Genomic DNA, 14,758 nt, shown 5'->3' on the forward strand with positions numbered 1-14,758 from the left:
ATGCTAAGAGATTTGCAAGAAACAGATGTGAATGCTATATGTGAGATTAACCAAGAGGCTTTGGGCTATTCTTTTAGTCCAGAGGACACAGCTAGTCAACTAGCTAGACTGTCTCAGGATTCTCATCATTTCCTACTTGGCTATGAGGATGAGGTCAGCCATGTCCTACTTGGATATGTCCATGCTGAAGTTTATGAATCTCTCTATTCCAAAGCAGGATTTAATATCTTAGGCTTAGCGGTTTCACCTCAAGCACAAGGACAAGGTATCGGTAAAACCTTACTGCAAGGGTTGGATCAAGAAGCAAAAAGACGGGGCTATGGGTTTATCCGCTTAAACTCTGCTGATCATCGTCTGGGAGCTCATGCATTTTATGAAAAAGTTGGTTATACTTGTGATAAAGTGCAGAAACGGTTTATTCGCATCTTTTAGTATATTTTCTTAAACTAAAGGACCAGTCACACTATAAAGGAGAAGACCTATGATTTTTGACAAAGACGATTTTAAAGCATACGATGCTGATCTCTGGAATGCTATTGCCAAAGAAGAAGAACGCCAACAAAACAATATTGAGTTGATTGCTTCGGAAAACGTTGTTTCCAAGGCTGTTATGGCAGCTCAAGGGTCTATCTTGACAAACAAATATGCCGAGGGTTACCCAGGACGTCGTTATTATGGTGGAACTGATGTAGTAGACGTGGTAGAAACTCTAGCTATTGAACGTGCAAAAGAAATTTTCGGTGCTAAATTCGCCAATGTCCAACCTCACTCAGGAAGCCAAGCCAACTGTGCAGCATATATGGCTTTGATTGAGCCTGGTGATACCGTTATGGGGATGGATTTGGCAGCAGGTGGACACTTGACCCACGGAGCTCCAGTTAGCTTCTCTGGTCAAACCTACAACTTTGTTTCTTACAGTGTTGATCCTGAAACGGAACTCTTGGACTTTGATGCTATCTTGAAACAAGCGCAAGAAGTAAAACCAAAACTAATTGTAGCGGGTGCTTCAGCCTATTCTCAAATTATCGACTTTTCAAAATTCCGTGAAATCGCAGATGCCGTTGGTGCTAAGCTCATGGTCGATATGGCTCATATCGCTGGTTTGGTTGCAGCTGGACTTCATCCAAGCCCAGTACCATACGCTCATATCACTACAACAACGACCCACAAAACCCTTCGTGGACCGCGTGGTGGCTTGATTTTGACTAATGACGAAGAACTTGCTAAGAAAATCAACTCAGCTATTTTCCCTGGTATTCAAGGTGGTCCTTTGGAGCATGTTGTCGCTGCTAAGGCGGTTTCCTTCAAAGAAGTTTTGGATCCAGCCTTCAAGGAATATGCTGCTAATGTCATCAAAAACAGCAAGGCTATGGTTGAAGTCTTCTTGCAAGACCCTGATTTCCGTATCATTTCTGGCGGTACTGAAAATCACCTCTTCCTTGTTGATGTGACTAAGGTTGTAGAAAACGGAAAAGTTGCTCAAAACTTGCTGGATGAAGTCAATATTACCCTAAATAAAAACTCAATTCCATACGAAACCTTGTCACCATTCAAGACAAGTGGAATTCGTATCGGATCTGCAGCCATCACTGCACGTGGATTTGGTGAGGAAGAAAGCCGTAAAGTGGCTGAACTCATCATTAAAACTCTTAAGAATGCAGAAAATGAAGCTGTCTTAGAAGAAGTGAGAAGTGAAGTCAAAGCGTTGACAGATGCCTTCCCACTATACGAGGACTAATACTTTTATGGACATTTATATTAAGAAAGCTATTATCCATCAGTTCAGCCCAGACGATACTGAGTTGTTCTTAGCGGATAAGTTTCTCAATATCACTCCAAAAATCGAGGAATACCTACGTAAAAAAATAGAACGCGTGTATTCAGATGAAGCTAAGACTGGGATTTTCGAAGAAGAAAATCCCTTCTTCAATCACATCACAGATGATTTGTTGGAGACATCAGTAACACTGGCTAATCTCTGGAAAGAGGAGTTTAGCATTTCTGAAAATCTCAAGACCAATGACTTGGTTTTTGTTCAGTTTTCTAAAGAAGGCGTTGAACATTTTGCTTTCTTGCGAATTGCCCTGCGCGAGACCTTGATCCACCTCGGTGGAGAAGTTGATAATCCAATCAAGCTGACTCAGAATAACCTGCCTGGATTTGGAACGGGGGCTGATGAGGCTTTGGTGGTCAATCTTCAAAGCCGCAAGTACCATCTCATCGAAAAACGCATCAAGTACAATGGGACTTTTTTGAACTACTTTTCAGAAAATCTCCTAGCTGTTGCACCTAAGATTTCGCCAAAAAAATCCATCAAGGAACTGGAAAAAACGGCCCAGAGAATTGCAGAGTCCTTTAACACAGATGATTTTCAATTTCAATCCAAGGTCAAATCAGCGATTTTCAACAATCTTGAAGAAAGCAATGAACTGTCACCTGAAAAATTGGCTAATGACCTTTTTGACAACAATCTGACAGCTCGTTTGAGCTTTATCGACCAAGTCAAGGAAGCCGTACCAGAACCAGTCCAGTTTGATGAAATTGATGCCAGTCGCCAATTAAAGAAATTTGAAAACCAAAAACTTTCCTTGTCAAATGGAATTGAACTCATCGTTCCCAATAACGTCTATCAAGATGCGCAGTCTGTTGAGTTTATCCAAAATGACAATGGAACCTATTCTATCTTAATCAAAAATATCGAGGATATTCAAAGTAAATAATGTTTAAATTTATAAGAAGAGTGCTTGTGCTAGCAGTCTTCCTTTTCGCAGGATACAAAGCTTATCATATCCATCAGGATGTTAAACAAGTCATGACCTACCAACCCATGGTGCGAGAAATCTTGAGCGAAAGAGATACTCCAGCCAATGAAGAGTTGGTGCTCGCCATGATTTATACGGAAACGAAGGGAAAAGAGCGGGATGTCATGCAGTCTAGTGAGTCTGCTAGTGGCGCTACCAATACCATCAAAGACGATGCCTCTAGTATTCGCCAAGGGGTTCAGACACTAACAGATAATCTCTATTTGGCACAGAGCAAAGGAGTAGATGTCTGGACCGCTGTTCAAGCCTATAATTTTGGACCTGCCTATATCGACTTTATCGCTCAGAATGGCAAGGAAAATACTCTGGCCCTAGCCAAGCGTTACTCCCGAGAAACGGTCGCTCCAATCCTTGGTAATACTACAGGGAAGACCTATACCTATATCAACCCTATTTCTATCTTTCACGGAGCCGAACTCTATGAAAATGGTGGAAATTATTACTATTCGCGACAGGTACGCTTTAACCTGTACATCATGAAATTCTTTAATTTCTTCTAAGCATCTGGTTTTTCCAGGTGTTTTTCGCTATAAGCTTTCTTTAAGATTGTTTTATTACCCTAGAAAGGTAAAGGAGGGAATATCCCATGAGAAAGAAACTCTTTCTAACAAGCGCTGCAGTTTTGTGGGCAGCAACAGCTATGACGAGTGTCCACGCAGCAACAGATGTTCAAAAAGTAATCGATGAAACCTATGTACAACCTGAATATGTGCTTGGTTCTTCACTAACTGAAGACCAGAAAAATAGAACTCTTAGCAAACTTGGCTATGACGCATCAAAAGACACCAAAGATATCAAAACAATGACACCTGATATCTATTCGAAAATTATGAATGTGGCTAATGATGCTAGTCTACAACTCTATTCATCGGCTAAGATTCAAAAGCTAGGTGACAAATCACCTCTAGAGGTCAAGATTGAAACGCCTGAAAATATCACAAAGGTGACGCAGGATATGTACCGTAATGCAGCAGTGACCCTGGGAGTTGAGCATGCCAAAATCACAGTTGCAGCTCCCATACCAGTTACAGGTGAGAGCGCCCTAGCTGGGATTTACTACTCATTAGAGGCCAATGGTGCTAAAGTACCGCAAGCCAATAAAGACCTAGCCCAAGAAGAACTAAAAGCCTTGTCCGATATCAATGCTGAAAACAAGGACAAGTCAGGCTACGATGCCAATAAGCTCAATGCGGCTATGACAGATATCAAAGCAGGAATCGCAAAGGCAAAAGAAGCCAAAGGAAATCTGACAGAAGAAGATGTCCGAAAAATCGTTGAAGACACTCTAAAAAACTACAAACTCGATCAGGTTATAACAGGAAACCAGGTCAATATCATCATCAATTTTGCGCTCAACCTCTCAAAGAGTGACATCTTGAAAAATGCTGATTTCACTAAAACCCTAAATGACCTCAAGGAAAGTATTGTTTCCCAAGCTGGAGATAGTTTTAAAAATATCAATCTCAACTTTGATGCCAATAAAGCGCTAGAAGACGGGGGCAACTTCTTTAGCTCCCTTTGGCAAGCGATTGTCAACTTCTTCAAGAGTTTTGGTGCTTAGGTCATTTCATGATATAATAGATGGTAACAGAAATGTTGCCGTCTTTTTTTGTCGGTCGATAGAAAGTGAAAAATATGTTAAAGAAAAATGATATTGTAGAAGTTGAAATTGTTGATTTGACTCATGAAGGTGCAGGGGTTGCTAAGATAGAAGGTTTGGTTTTCTTTGTAGAAAATGCTCTACCAACTGAGAAAATCCTCATGCGTGTCCTCAAAATCAATAAAAAGATTGGCTTTGGGAAAGTGGAAGAATACCTTATCCAGTCACCACACCGTAATCAAGATCTAGATCTGGCTTACCTGCGTTCAGGAATTGCGGATCTAGGTCACCTTGCCTATCCAGAGCAGCTCAAGTTTAAAACCAAGCAAGTCAAAGACAGTCTCTACAAGATTGCTGGTATTACAGAAGTAGAGGTCGCTGAAACGCTCGGCATGGAACATCCAGTCAAGTATCGAAATAAGGCACAGGTGCCCGTTCGTCGAGTGAATGGTATCTTGGAAACTGGCTTTTTCCGTAAGAATTCGCACGACCTCATGCCCCTTGAAGATTTCTTTATTCAGGATCCTGTCATTGACCAAGTCATAGTAGCCCTTCGAGATTTGCTTCGTCGTTTTGATTTGAATCCTTATGACGAAAAGGAACAGTCTGGCTTGATTCGAAATCTTGTGGTGCGACGTGGACACTATTCAGGACAAATCATGGTTATCTTAGTGACTACACGTCCTAAAATTTTCCGAGTGGAGCAGTTGATTGACCAAGTTATCAAGCAGTTCCCAGAGATTGTGTCTGTCATGCAAAATATCAACGACCGAAATACCAATGCGATTTTTGGTAAGGAGTGGAAGACTCTTTATGGTAAAGACTATATTACGGACCAGATGTTGGGAAATGACTTCCAAATCGCTGGCCCAGCCTTTTACCAGGTCAATACAGAAATGGCAGAAAAACTTTATCAAACAGCTATTGATTTTGCGGAGTTAAGAGAAGATGATGTGGTGATTGACGCTTATTCTGGGATTGGAACGATTGGCCTCTCTGTTGCGAAACATGTTAAAGAAGTCTATGGAGTTGAGGTCATCCCAGAAGCAGTTGAGAATAGCCAGAAGAATGCTGCATTAAACAAGATTACTAATGCCCACTATGTCTGTGACACAGCTGAAAATGCCATGAAGAATTGGCTCAAGGAAGGTATCCAACCAACCGTTATCTTGGTCGACCCACCACGCAAGGGATTGACCGAAAGCTTTATCAAGGCAAGTGCTCAAACAGGAGCAGACCGCATTGCCTATATCTCTTGCAATGTCGCAACCATGGCGCGTGACATCAAACTCTACCAAGAGTTTGGTTATGAACTGAAGAAAGTACAACCGGTGGATCTGTTTCCACAGACGCACCACGTCGAGTGTGTAAGCTTGTTAGAGAAACGTAGTTAATCCTCTAACTTTTTCATTTTAAGGCAAGAAGGCTTCAAAGCTCCACTGGAGCTTTGAACTCCCCGAACCTTTTGAGTTCCACAAACGCATCATGTTGAGGCGGTATCACTGTTGTACGAGCTGAGGCATCAGCGAAGTAGGAGTAGATGCTCCGCCCATGGGATAGGACTCGTAAAATGAGGAGGGAAACCGACGAAATGATACGGTAAGTCCGAACCGCTGAGTGCATGGCTCTGCTCTTCCGATCTGAGACAGTCGAAAAGTAGAAGGGGATGGTATTGGTATCAATCAATGAGTAACAAAGTAACAGCGTGATTCGAAACATTTGCTTGTAATTTCCGGAGGAACATCAATATGGATGGAATAACAAAAGATTCTATAAAAACGGCTAAACTAATAAAACAATTATGGCCCCAATTGACCGATAAAGAAGCTTTTGATGAAGTAAAAAAATATACGAATGGCAAAAATACTGCAATCTTTACTGAAGTTGAAGGTAACACAATTGTAGGTCTAGCATTATGTTCCCTCAGATTTGATTATGTTGAAGGTTGTAAATATAGTCCTGTTGGATTCTTAGAAGGGATTATTGTCGATGAGGAATATCGTTTAAAGGATATTGCTAAAAATCTCTGTACAAAATGTGAGGAATGGGCGAAAAATAAAGGATGTAAGGAATTTGCAAGTGACTGTACTTTAACGAATACGGATTCTATAAGATTTCATCTCAATATTGGATTTCAGGAGGCAAGTAGAATTATTCATTTTAAGAAAAAATTATAATTTAGAAACGTGAATAAACTTGTTAAACTTTATGTATCTTTAGAAAGTGTGTTAACTTGAAAGAACAAATTTTTTTGATGGGTGGGAATCCCCCAATAACGAAATATAGCATTGTTGATAAAATTGTATTATCAAGCAAGATTGAAAGAATTGTTATTTTTACGGTTTTTCGAGATAATTGGCAACCCTATATGAAAAAGTACACAGAAGTTTTCCAAAGTCAATTTCCTAATCTAAACACTGATTACTTACTTTTGGACACTGAGCAGATTGATTTTGATAGCTATTTAGATGCTGATCTAATTATCATTGGTGGAGGAAATACGGAAAAATATATAGCTACTTATGTCAATCAGGAGTTCAAAAATTATATCGATCATATGCTTAATAAAGGGGCAAAAGTTATAGGGTTTTCTGCAGGAGCCCTATTATTAGGAGAAAAAGTATATGTCTCACCTAATGATAATTCAGATCATCAGATAAAGATAAAAAATGGATTAGGACTCTTTAGTCAGTTTTTAATTAGTGTCCATTATGATTCCTGGAATGATAAAGCTAATAAGGATAGAGCAGAAGAACTTGTCAGTGTTCCCATAATTCCACTAAATGATCATTCCTGTCTTGTATTGGATAGACTTGGAAACATTATTGAGAAAATTGACTAGTTTTAATCATGCGAATCTGAATCTACGAAACTAAAGTATTGACGAAATGAATAGTGAAAAGCCTTGATTGTAAGGCTTTTTTGTGTTTTTATGATAGAATATAGGTAGTTATAATCGATAGCAACTAAGAAGCAGTAAAAATATTATTCATAAAATAATCAAGATTAGGAAGAAAAAAATGACAGAAATTGATAAAAGGAATTTAAAAAATTATCTTTGTTTTACATTTGGAATTACTTATATAGCTTGGGGGCTTCTTGCCATATTTACACAATCTTATATTTTGGGATTAGAGACATTTATAGGAAGAATATTACATATAGTTGGTGCACTTGGACCAGCTATTGCAAGTGGCTTTTATTTAAAAAGTAATAATATAAAATTTAAACATTTTTTATTTAATAAGTTAGAAAATAGCAGTATTTATTTCATTTATCATATGTTAGCAATTTTGATACTATTTTCTGTATCTTCCTTAGAATTAAACGGAGTATCAATTTATCTGATGCCATTATTCTTTATACAACTAATTTTTTTTGGTGGTGGACATGAAGAATTAGGATGGAGAGGAATATTACAACCATTACTTGATAAAAAATATACTTATTGGCAATCTAATTTGATTGTAGGATCAATTTGGGGAATATGGCATCTGCCTTTATGGTTTATAGTTGGAGAAAGTCATCAAGGATTTCCTTTTATTTTATTTTTTATATATACATTATTTTTAAGTTTTGTTTTAGGGCTTCTTTACCGTCAAACGAAATCTGTGGGATACTGTGTATTATTTCATGCATTCGCAAATTTGTTAAATCTCTATTTTGTGTTAAAAATTAATCTTATTTTTATTATCATTTTTATTGGTTATTTGATTTATACTATATTGGCGAGTAATAGAATTAGTAAGGAAACAACATTTTAAAATTTAGATCAGGATATCCATTATTGAAAGTAACGTGTGATCATTCTAGATAATCAATGTTAGAGACTTTTCTATTTGATGAGACATCACTGCTTGTACGAGCTGATTAAACATGGGTGTAGCTAGTGAAAGTTCTACAGTAAGGAGTTTAAACATGAAATTCCATGAATTTGGTGATAAGAATTTGCCTCCTATTTTACTGATACATGGTGGTGGAAGTTCTTGGTGGAATTATCTTCGTCAAGCACGAATCTTGTCAGAAGAATACCGTGTTATTCTACCCACTTTGAATGGCCACGGCGAGGAATATCAAGTTGATTATGTTTCTACTGAAGATTCTGCTTTGGAGATTCTGGACTATATCAAAGCAAACTGTGGTGGGAAATTGTTTGCAATCGGTGGTGTTTCGCTTGGTGGTCAAATTGCTATGGAGCTTTTGTCTTTAGACAGTGAAATTGCTGAGAAGGCCATCATAGATGGAAGCCTCTGCATTCCTCAACTAAGGTTAGCTAAAATCAGCATCTTTCTAGTGTCTCTATTTGGTAAACTGATGTTCAATAAATTCTCTTGCAAACTTCAGTTAAGCATGATGAACAAATTCTATCCTAAACTGGCTTATCCAGAGGAAATAAAAACTTATTATTTGGAGGATTTGCCAAGGACGCCTATCAAAACATTGGTGACCATTTACAAAAACTATATGGGATGTTACAAGCTGAAAGATATGATTTCTGCTAGCAAGGCTCAGGTTCTGTATATTTATGGTGAAAAAGAATTGAACTGTGTGAAAGAATCAGCGAAATTATTTCATCAGCTACATTCAAATACAATTTTGTATGAAGCAAAGGGCTATAATCACGGCTATTTATCAGCTTACCTGCCTTATGAGTGGATTGATTTGGTGGTGCCATTTTTAAAGAGTGACTCATTAGAAATGTGTAACGAATCTGATATGCCATAAGGAGGAAACGGATGCTAGGAGCAATTATTGGAGACATTGTAGGTTCTGTTTACGAATGGAACAATATCAAAACGAAGGATTTTCCTTTATTTTGTGAGGATTGTTTTTTCACGGATGATACGGTAAGTTCGAACCGCTGAGTGTGTGAGTTTGTTAGTGAAACGTAGTTAATCCTCAAAATAAAGAAACTAAAACTCCATTATTTTGAGATGAAAACCTAAACTGTTTTTAAGGAGGTGAAATATTGATAGAAAGCAGACCTATGTTTGAAAAAATCTCATCCTTTGATGAATTTAATAAATATTACTGGTATCGTGATGAACTTTCACAGATATGCAGGTCATTAGGACTTGAATATAGAGGTACAAAACAGGAACTCAATGATATTATTGAGCAGTACTTCAAGGGGAATTTGATTAAAAAGTCATCAGTAAAAAAAAATAAGAAACGAGTAGAAGTCGTTACCTTAGATTCGCCCTTACTTGAATGTGGATTCTCCTTTAATGCACACTTTAGAGAATATTTCTCAACTTTAACAGGTGTTTCGCCCTTTAAATTTACTGCTGATATGGCTACAGCTTGGAGAAAAGTAAAAAAAGAAAATGATTTGAATTTCACAATCCAAGATATGCTAAAAGTTTATTATGGAGATTCAGATTATGCCAAGTATGACCATTCGGTTTGTCAATGGAATCAATTTTTAAAGGATTTCTGTGCAGACGAAAATAGTGGCAACTACTCGAATAAACTAAAAGTAGCTTCCATTCTTTGGAAAGAAGTTAGAAATTCAAGTAATGCAAAAATTTATTCAAAGAATCTTTTAACTAAATATGCAGATAAAATAAAAGAGTATGACAAATAGAAATGTCTGTCTAAACCAATAGTTTATAAGGAGAAATGCCATGCTAGGAGCTATTATTGGAGATATTGTAGGTTCGGTTTACGAATAGAACAACATCAAAACGGAGGGTTTTCCTTTATTTTGTGAGGATTGTTTTTTCACGTATGATACGGTAAATCCGAACCGCTGAGTGTGTGAGTTTGTTAGTGAAACGTTGCTAATCCTCTCACCTTTTCATTTTAAGGCAAGAAGGCTTCCTGCTTTTTTAATACTGCGGACGAAAAATATGGCAAAACCTTATTTTATACAGTAAATTTTCTAACGTTAGAAAAATAGATTTGATGCATTTAGATAAACAAATTATAAATAGGAGAATCAAATGTTTAGTTTTTTTAAAAAGAAAGGTCCTAAAAACCTCGAAATCAATTTTCATGACAATTCAATGGTATTGAACGGAACCAGCTTGTCTTTTCCATTATCTTTGAAAGATATTGAGGCTGTATTAGGAAAGCCTGATCAGGTTGTAAAAAAAGAAAATAAATACATAAAGTACATTTACGACAATGCTGGTATTATATTTGAACATTCGTTTTCTGTCAAGAATCATTTAAAGAAATGCAGGGTCTATCTTGATGATGAGCATCTACTTTCTACTATCAGTTTCTATTTTGGTGATGTTGTAAAACCTATGTTTGGAGAAGAAGAATTACCCAAGATGCCTTGTCAAGCCGTAGTATCCACTGATGGGAAGCCTCCCTATTTTCTTTATGATAGACACAGAACTGGGGATTTCAATTTTATTTTATGGACCCCTCGTGGAACCAATTTTAATGGAAGACCTGATGTAATGAGATATCCACTCACCATTTCCTACTATCCAGAAATCAAGCATGAACGTCAAAAATCAAATCCAAAAGTTGTTCAAGAAAAATATCTTCATTTTGATAATCTGAATTTTAAACTAGCTATTATCCAAGTATTGATGTATGATTTAGAGGTTTTAAAGCCAGCTTTTGATATTTTTGATTTTTCAGAGGAATTTAGCGAGTTGGATATTGATACAGAAAGTACAGAACTTGTCGAGCCTGCATTAGAATACTTTAAAAATTTTCAGATTTCACAGAAGTATGCAAGTCTTGTAAAAGAGATTGATATGGATGGCGGTAATGAAATTTTTATGAATCTGATTCCTCAGTGGGATGGTGAGGATAGTACTTTTGATTTGAATGAGGTTAGTTTGGCTGAATTAAAGCAGTTCCCAAATTTAAAACAGGCGACAATCATGTCAAGTAATTTTGAACAAGTTAAGGAAACTTTTGCTACAGCTGGAGTTGCCGTAGAACTAGTGTAAGTTAAACTAAACATTTATAAATTTTTGAAAAAATCTTACTTTTATGACTCGAAAAAAGGATTAAATAAAATATGAAAAAGTTTAAATGGTGTTTATGTTTAACTGGATTTCTTGTTATTCTTTTGACAGCATCTTCACTGAATGCTTGTAGTTTGGGTGGTGAAACTATTCCCCAAAATAGAACAAAGGAACAGTACGAGTTTGAAAAAACGTTTGATCCCATGTTTAAATTTTTGGAACAAGAGCAGAAAGATTTTAATGGCCTAGAAACTTATAAAAGCAGCGTCTATATAAAAAATGGTGACGAAGTCAAAAGATATGAAATTGACCTAGATATTACCAAAGAAGATGGTAAGGGTGACTATAGAATACAAATCGGAGAAAACAAAAAAACGGTTCCCGTTAGTTATTCTAATGGCAAGTTGCATTACGATTCGGAGATAGACCCTTTATTTGACGAAGAGATTCTTAACTTAGTTGTCAAAAGAGATGTTTTTGACTCCTTGAATGTAAAAAGAACGTTAAGAACCGGAACAACAGAGCTTAGTGAAATTGTCTACCAGCCAGAAAATAACTCTGACCTCTTTCAGAAACTGAAAAGCAAATATGATCTACCAGAGGAAACAACGTGCCAAATTAGAATAGATCACTCAGATAAAACAAATTATGGGATTACAATACAGTTAACTTCGAAAGAGATGTCAGTCAAAATTGGTTTAACTATTATTAAAAAACGGGGCTAACGATTTAGTAATGTTATTGAAAAGAGTTTTTTAACTCTGAGAAGGATTTAAAGGTGACTATGAAGGTAAAATTTAAAGAAACGAATAAAATATTTTTCAAAATAGTAGAAGTAGGGGGAGAAAAGTATATTCTAGATTTGACGACTGTTAGACCAAAATCCTATTTCTGGGGTTCTCTTCCCGATGAAATTACTGCAAAAATGCAAAAGTTAGATAAAAGAGATACTCGTTTTGAAAGTGTGGCTCCAACTATGAGTAAATCAATTGGGGTTGCAATTGGTACAGCAATAGGGGGATCTGGCTATCGGCTTGTGACAAATTTTTTTAGAAACAATGGGATTAGTCACAACCTTCCTTTAAAGATAAGTTTATATGGCCTGTTCATCTTCCTAGCTTATCTTTTTTTCTGGTTCATTGCTATAAGAGCTCGTCATAATGTCCAAAAAAGACTTGAAAATAAAGTTTCAAACTATCAAATAACCTTTAAACCAGTTGGAAATAAACGTCAATTAAAACATTACAAACTTCTTCCTTTTATCCTTGTTCCGACTCTTGGATGTTTTGTATTTTATCTATATACTGTTAATGGAACAGAGGGAGCCCTACTTGTTATTAATAGTATTCTATTATTGGGGTTTTTTACAGTGATTTTAGGCATGTCACCGCTCCGTGAAAGTGTCGAAAAGCAAGAGATTATTTTTGATAGAATAGAGAAGTTATAAATTAAGATGAAAGCTGTTTAAGATCCTATTTTGCAGGTCACATTGGGTTATTTTATAAGAAAAATTAGGGAACTGAATAGAGAGCATTTTGTTGGTCAATGACTCATTTAAGGTCAAGAACTGCTCACGTAATGATATTTTATAATTTAGAAAGGGAGTAAAAATGAATTATCTAGAGATACGCAAGAAATATGGATTTTATAGAAAAGTCGTGATTTTTTTGGCTGTTCTTCTCATTCTTTTTGTAGCTTGGATGGTGAAAGATAGGACTATTCAAACCCTTTGTATTCTACTCACAAATGCACTCTTATTTCTTTTCATTGCACTAATCAGAAGAGGGTATGTAAAGAGTGGTACTAAGTTACTGCATATGGATTTAGATTTAGCATCTTGGAAGCAATACATTGAATTGAAGAAAGATGCAAAAAGAGCTATTATAAAAATGGATGTGACACTAACATCTGTTGGGTATTCCTATATGATTGGTGATTTCGATGCTGCCATTAAGGAGGCTTCTGAAGCAATGACTGATCAAAAACTGAAGCCGAAATATAGGGATTTTTTAGAAAGTTATCTTATTCGCTCGACAGTTCTTGCAAATCCAAACCTGACTAGGGACCAGCTTAATCTTTTGCTAAACAAAATGTCCATATCAGATCCAACTCTGGCTGAGAGAACAAAAAACGTGAGTCTTGCTCTATACGATTTAACAATTGCTCATCAATCCAATGATTACTTTGAAGACTTGGAAAACGAGTTTAAATATCAACAATTGGAAATCATTTACTATCAAGCCTTGAACTCTAAATTAAAAGGAGATATGACTAGGGCGAATGAGTTGTTTAAGAAACTCGCTCAAGAAGATGAACAGCTCTATATCGTCCAGAAGTCTAAAGAATTTTTAAAAAATGAATGTGTTATTTGATACATTAACGTCTCTATTCTAGTTAGTGGATTCGATTTTTCAAGCATTTGGATGGCGTTTACATAACTCAAGTGATATAATTAGTTACTAGAATTTTTGTAACTATTAAAGGAGTATTATCAATGAAAAAAGCAATGTTAATTATCAACCCTACCTCTGGTGGGGAAAAGGCTTTGGATTATAAGGACAAGCTGGAGAATAAGGCAAAAGATTATTTTGAGCACGTGGAAACCAAAATTACTGAAAAAGCCTTAGATGCAACACACTTTGCTGAAGAAGCATCTCGTGAGCAGTATGATGCAGTGGTGTGTTTTGGTGGAGATGGGACTGTCAATGAAGTTATTTCAGGTATTGCTGAGAGAGAATACGTTCCTAAGTTGGGTATTATCCCAGGCGGTACGGGTAACCTCATTACAAAACTTTTGGAAATCAATCAAGACATCGATGGCGCGATTGATGAACTCGATTTTAACTTAACCAATAAGATTGATATCGGTAAAGCGAATGACAACTATTTTGGTTATATTTTTAGTATCGGTTCTCTGCCTGAGGCGATTCACAATGTGGAGATCGAGGACAAGACAAAATTCGGTATTTTAGCCTATGCTGTAAATACTATGAAGTCTGTGATGACGGATCAGGTCTTTAACATTAAGGTTGAGACAGAAAACGGAAATTATGTTGGTGAAGCTAGCCATGTTTTGGTTCTCTTGACAAATTACTTCGCTGACAAGAAAATCTTTGAAGAAGACAAAGATGGCTATGCCAATATTTTGATTCTAAAAGATGCTTCTATATTCTCTAAATTATCCGTTATTCCTGATTTACTAAAAGGAGATGTTGTCGGAAATGATAATATTGAGTATATCAGAGCACGTAATATTAAAATCTCTTCAGATAGTGAATTGGAGTCAGATGTTGACGGCGATAAATCGGATAACCTACCTGTAGAAATCAAAGTCCTAGCTCAACGAGTAGAAGTATTTTCAAAACCGAAAGAGTAGAAGGTAAAAATTAGTTTATTGTTCA

17 protein-coding genes and 1 pseudogene are annotated in these 14,758 nt (G+C 36.5%); all 18 read left to right on the top strand.

What is annotated here, in order from left to right:
* The 18 genes and pseudogenes from M1F63_RS04790 to M1F63_RS04875 all read left to right on the top strand — a co-directional run bounded on the left by M1F63_RS04790 (nucleotide 1) and on the right by M1F63_RS04875 (nucleotide 14,733).
* The gene (locus M1F63_RS04790) at nucleotides 1-432 is read left to right on the top strand and encodes a GNAT family N-acetyltransferase (protein ID WP_247940848.1); all 432 of its coding nucleotides are present in this window, start codon (nucleotides 1-3) and stop codon (nucleotides 430-432) included.
* A 49-nt stretch (nucleotides 433-481) separates the two neighbouring features.
* Nucleotides 482-1,738, top strand: a complete 1,257-nt coding sequence (gene glyA / locus M1F63_RS04795; protein ID WP_000575508.1) for a serine hydroxymethyltransferase — start codon at nucleotides 482-484, stop codon at nucleotides 1,736-1,738.
* 7 nt (nucleotides 1,739-1,745) lie between these two features.
* The gene (locus tag M1F63_RS04800; protein WP_247940849.1) at nucleotides 1,746-2,720 is read left to right on the top strand and encodes a nucleoid-associated protein; all 975 of its coding nucleotides are present in this window, start codon (nucleotides 1,746-1,748) and stop codon (nucleotides 2,718-2,720) included.
* Nucleotides 2,720-3,322, top strand: coding sequence for a lysozyme family protein (locus tag M1F63_RS04805; RefSeq protein WP_004240129.1), 603 nt, complete (start codon nucleotides 2,720-2,722; stop codon nucleotides 3,320-3,322). Before M1F63_RS04800 ends, M1F63_RS04805 begins: the two co-directional genes overlap by 1 nt.
* A gap of 86 nt (nucleotides 3,323-3,408) precedes the next feature.
* Nucleotides 3,409-4,383: a DUF1002 domain-containing protein gene (locus M1F63_RS04810; RefSeq protein WP_247940850.1), complete on the top strand. Its 975-nt coding sequence runs from the start codon at nucleotides 3,409-3,411 to the stop codon at nucleotides 4,381-4,383.
* A gap of 74 nt (nucleotides 4,384-4,457) precedes the next feature.
* Entirely contained in the window at nucleotides 4,458-5,816 is a 1,359-nt protein-coding gene (gene rlmD, locus M1F63_RS04815) for a 23S rRNA (uracil(1939)-C(5))-methyltransferase RlmD (RefSeq protein ID WP_247940851.1), read from the top strand.
* A gap of 354 nt (nucleotides 5,817-6,170) precedes the next feature.
* Nucleotides 6,171-6,599, top strand: coding sequence for an aminoglycoside 6'-N-acetyltransferase (gene aac(6'), locus M1F63_RS04820; RefSeq protein ID WP_000348727.1), 429 nt, complete (start codon nucleotides 6,171-6,173; stop codon nucleotides 6,597-6,599).
* A gap of 56 nt (nucleotides 6,600-6,655) precedes the next feature.
* Nucleotides 6,656-7,264: a Type 1 glutamine amidotransferase-like domain-containing protein gene (locus M1F63_RS04825; protein WP_000662942.1), complete on the top strand. Its 609-nt coding sequence runs from the start codon at nucleotides 6,656-6,658 to the stop codon at nucleotides 7,262-7,264.
* A gap of 178 nt (nucleotides 7,265-7,442) precedes the next feature.
* A complete protein-coding gene (locus M1F63_RS04830; protein ID WP_000134973.1) occupies nucleotides 7,443-8,186 on the top strand; it encodes a CPBP family intramembrane glutamic endopeptidase in 744 nt (247 codons plus the stop codon).
* 154 nt (nucleotides 8,187-8,340) lie between these two features.
* Nucleotides 8,341-9,147, top strand: a complete 807-nt coding sequence (locus M1F63_RS04835; RefSeq protein WP_000668461.1) for an alpha/beta hydrolase — start codon at nucleotides 8,341-8,343, stop codon at nucleotides 9,145-9,147.
* Between the two features lie 11 nt (nucleotides 9,148-9,158).
* Nucleotides 9,159-9,287: an ADP-ribosylglycohydrolase gene (locus M1F63_RS04840; RefSeq protein WP_000899999.1), complete on the top strand. Its 129-nt coding sequence runs from the start codon at nucleotides 9,159-9,161 to the stop codon at nucleotides 9,285-9,287.
* A gap of 104 nt (nucleotides 9,288-9,391) precedes the next feature.
* The gene (locus M1F63_RS04845; RefSeq protein ID WP_247940852.1) at nucleotides 9,392-10,009 is read left to right on the top strand and encodes an SAP domain-containing protein; all 618 of its coding nucleotides are present in this window, start codon (nucleotides 9,392-9,394) and stop codon (nucleotides 10,007-10,009) included.
* 40 nt (nucleotides 10,010-10,049) lie between these two features.
* Nucleotides 10,050-10,163 (top strand): annotated as a pseudogene (locus M1F63_RS04850) (ADP-ribosylglycohydrolase); the annotation flags it as partial.
* Between the two features lie 204 nt (nucleotides 10,164-10,367).
* On the top strand, nucleotides 10,368-11,339 hold the full coding sequence (locus M1F63_RS04855) for a DUF6892 domain-containing protein (protein ID WP_247940853.1): 972 nt from the start codon (nucleotides 10,368-10,370) through the stop codon (nucleotides 11,337-11,339).
* Nucleotides 11,340-11,410: 71 nt separating this feature from the next.
* On the top strand, nucleotides 11,411-12,082 hold the full coding sequence (locus M1F63_RS04860) for a hypothetical protein (RefSeq protein WP_125418076.1): 672 nt from the start codon (nucleotides 11,411-11,413) through the stop codon (nucleotides 12,080-12,082).
* 59 nt (nucleotides 12,083-12,141) lie between these two features.
* Entirely contained in the window at nucleotides 12,142-12,804 is a 663-nt protein-coding gene (locus tag M1F63_RS04865; protein WP_247940854.1) for a DUF443 domain-containing protein, read from the top strand.
* Nucleotides 12,805-12,967: 163 nt separating this feature from the next.
* Nucleotides 12,968-13,729: a hypothetical protein gene (locus M1F63_RS04870; protein WP_247940855.1), complete on the top strand. Its 762-nt coding sequence runs from the start codon at nucleotides 12,968-12,970 to the stop codon at nucleotides 13,727-13,729.
* A 122-nt stretch (nucleotides 13,730-13,851) separates the two neighbouring features.
* Nucleotides 13,852-14,733 (top strand): diacylglycerol/lipid kinase family protein, encoded by an 882-nt coding sequence (locus tag M1F63_RS04875; RefSeq protein WP_247940856.1) that lies wholly within the window; start codon nucleotides 13,852-13,854, stop codon nucleotides 14,731-14,733.
* Nucleotides 14,734-14,758: the final 25 nt, after the last annotated feature.

The organism is Streptococcus oralis (genome assembly GCF_023109155.1).
GTDB lineage: Bacteria > Bacillota > Bacilli > Lactobacillales > Streptococcaceae > Streptococcus > Streptococcus oralis_BZ.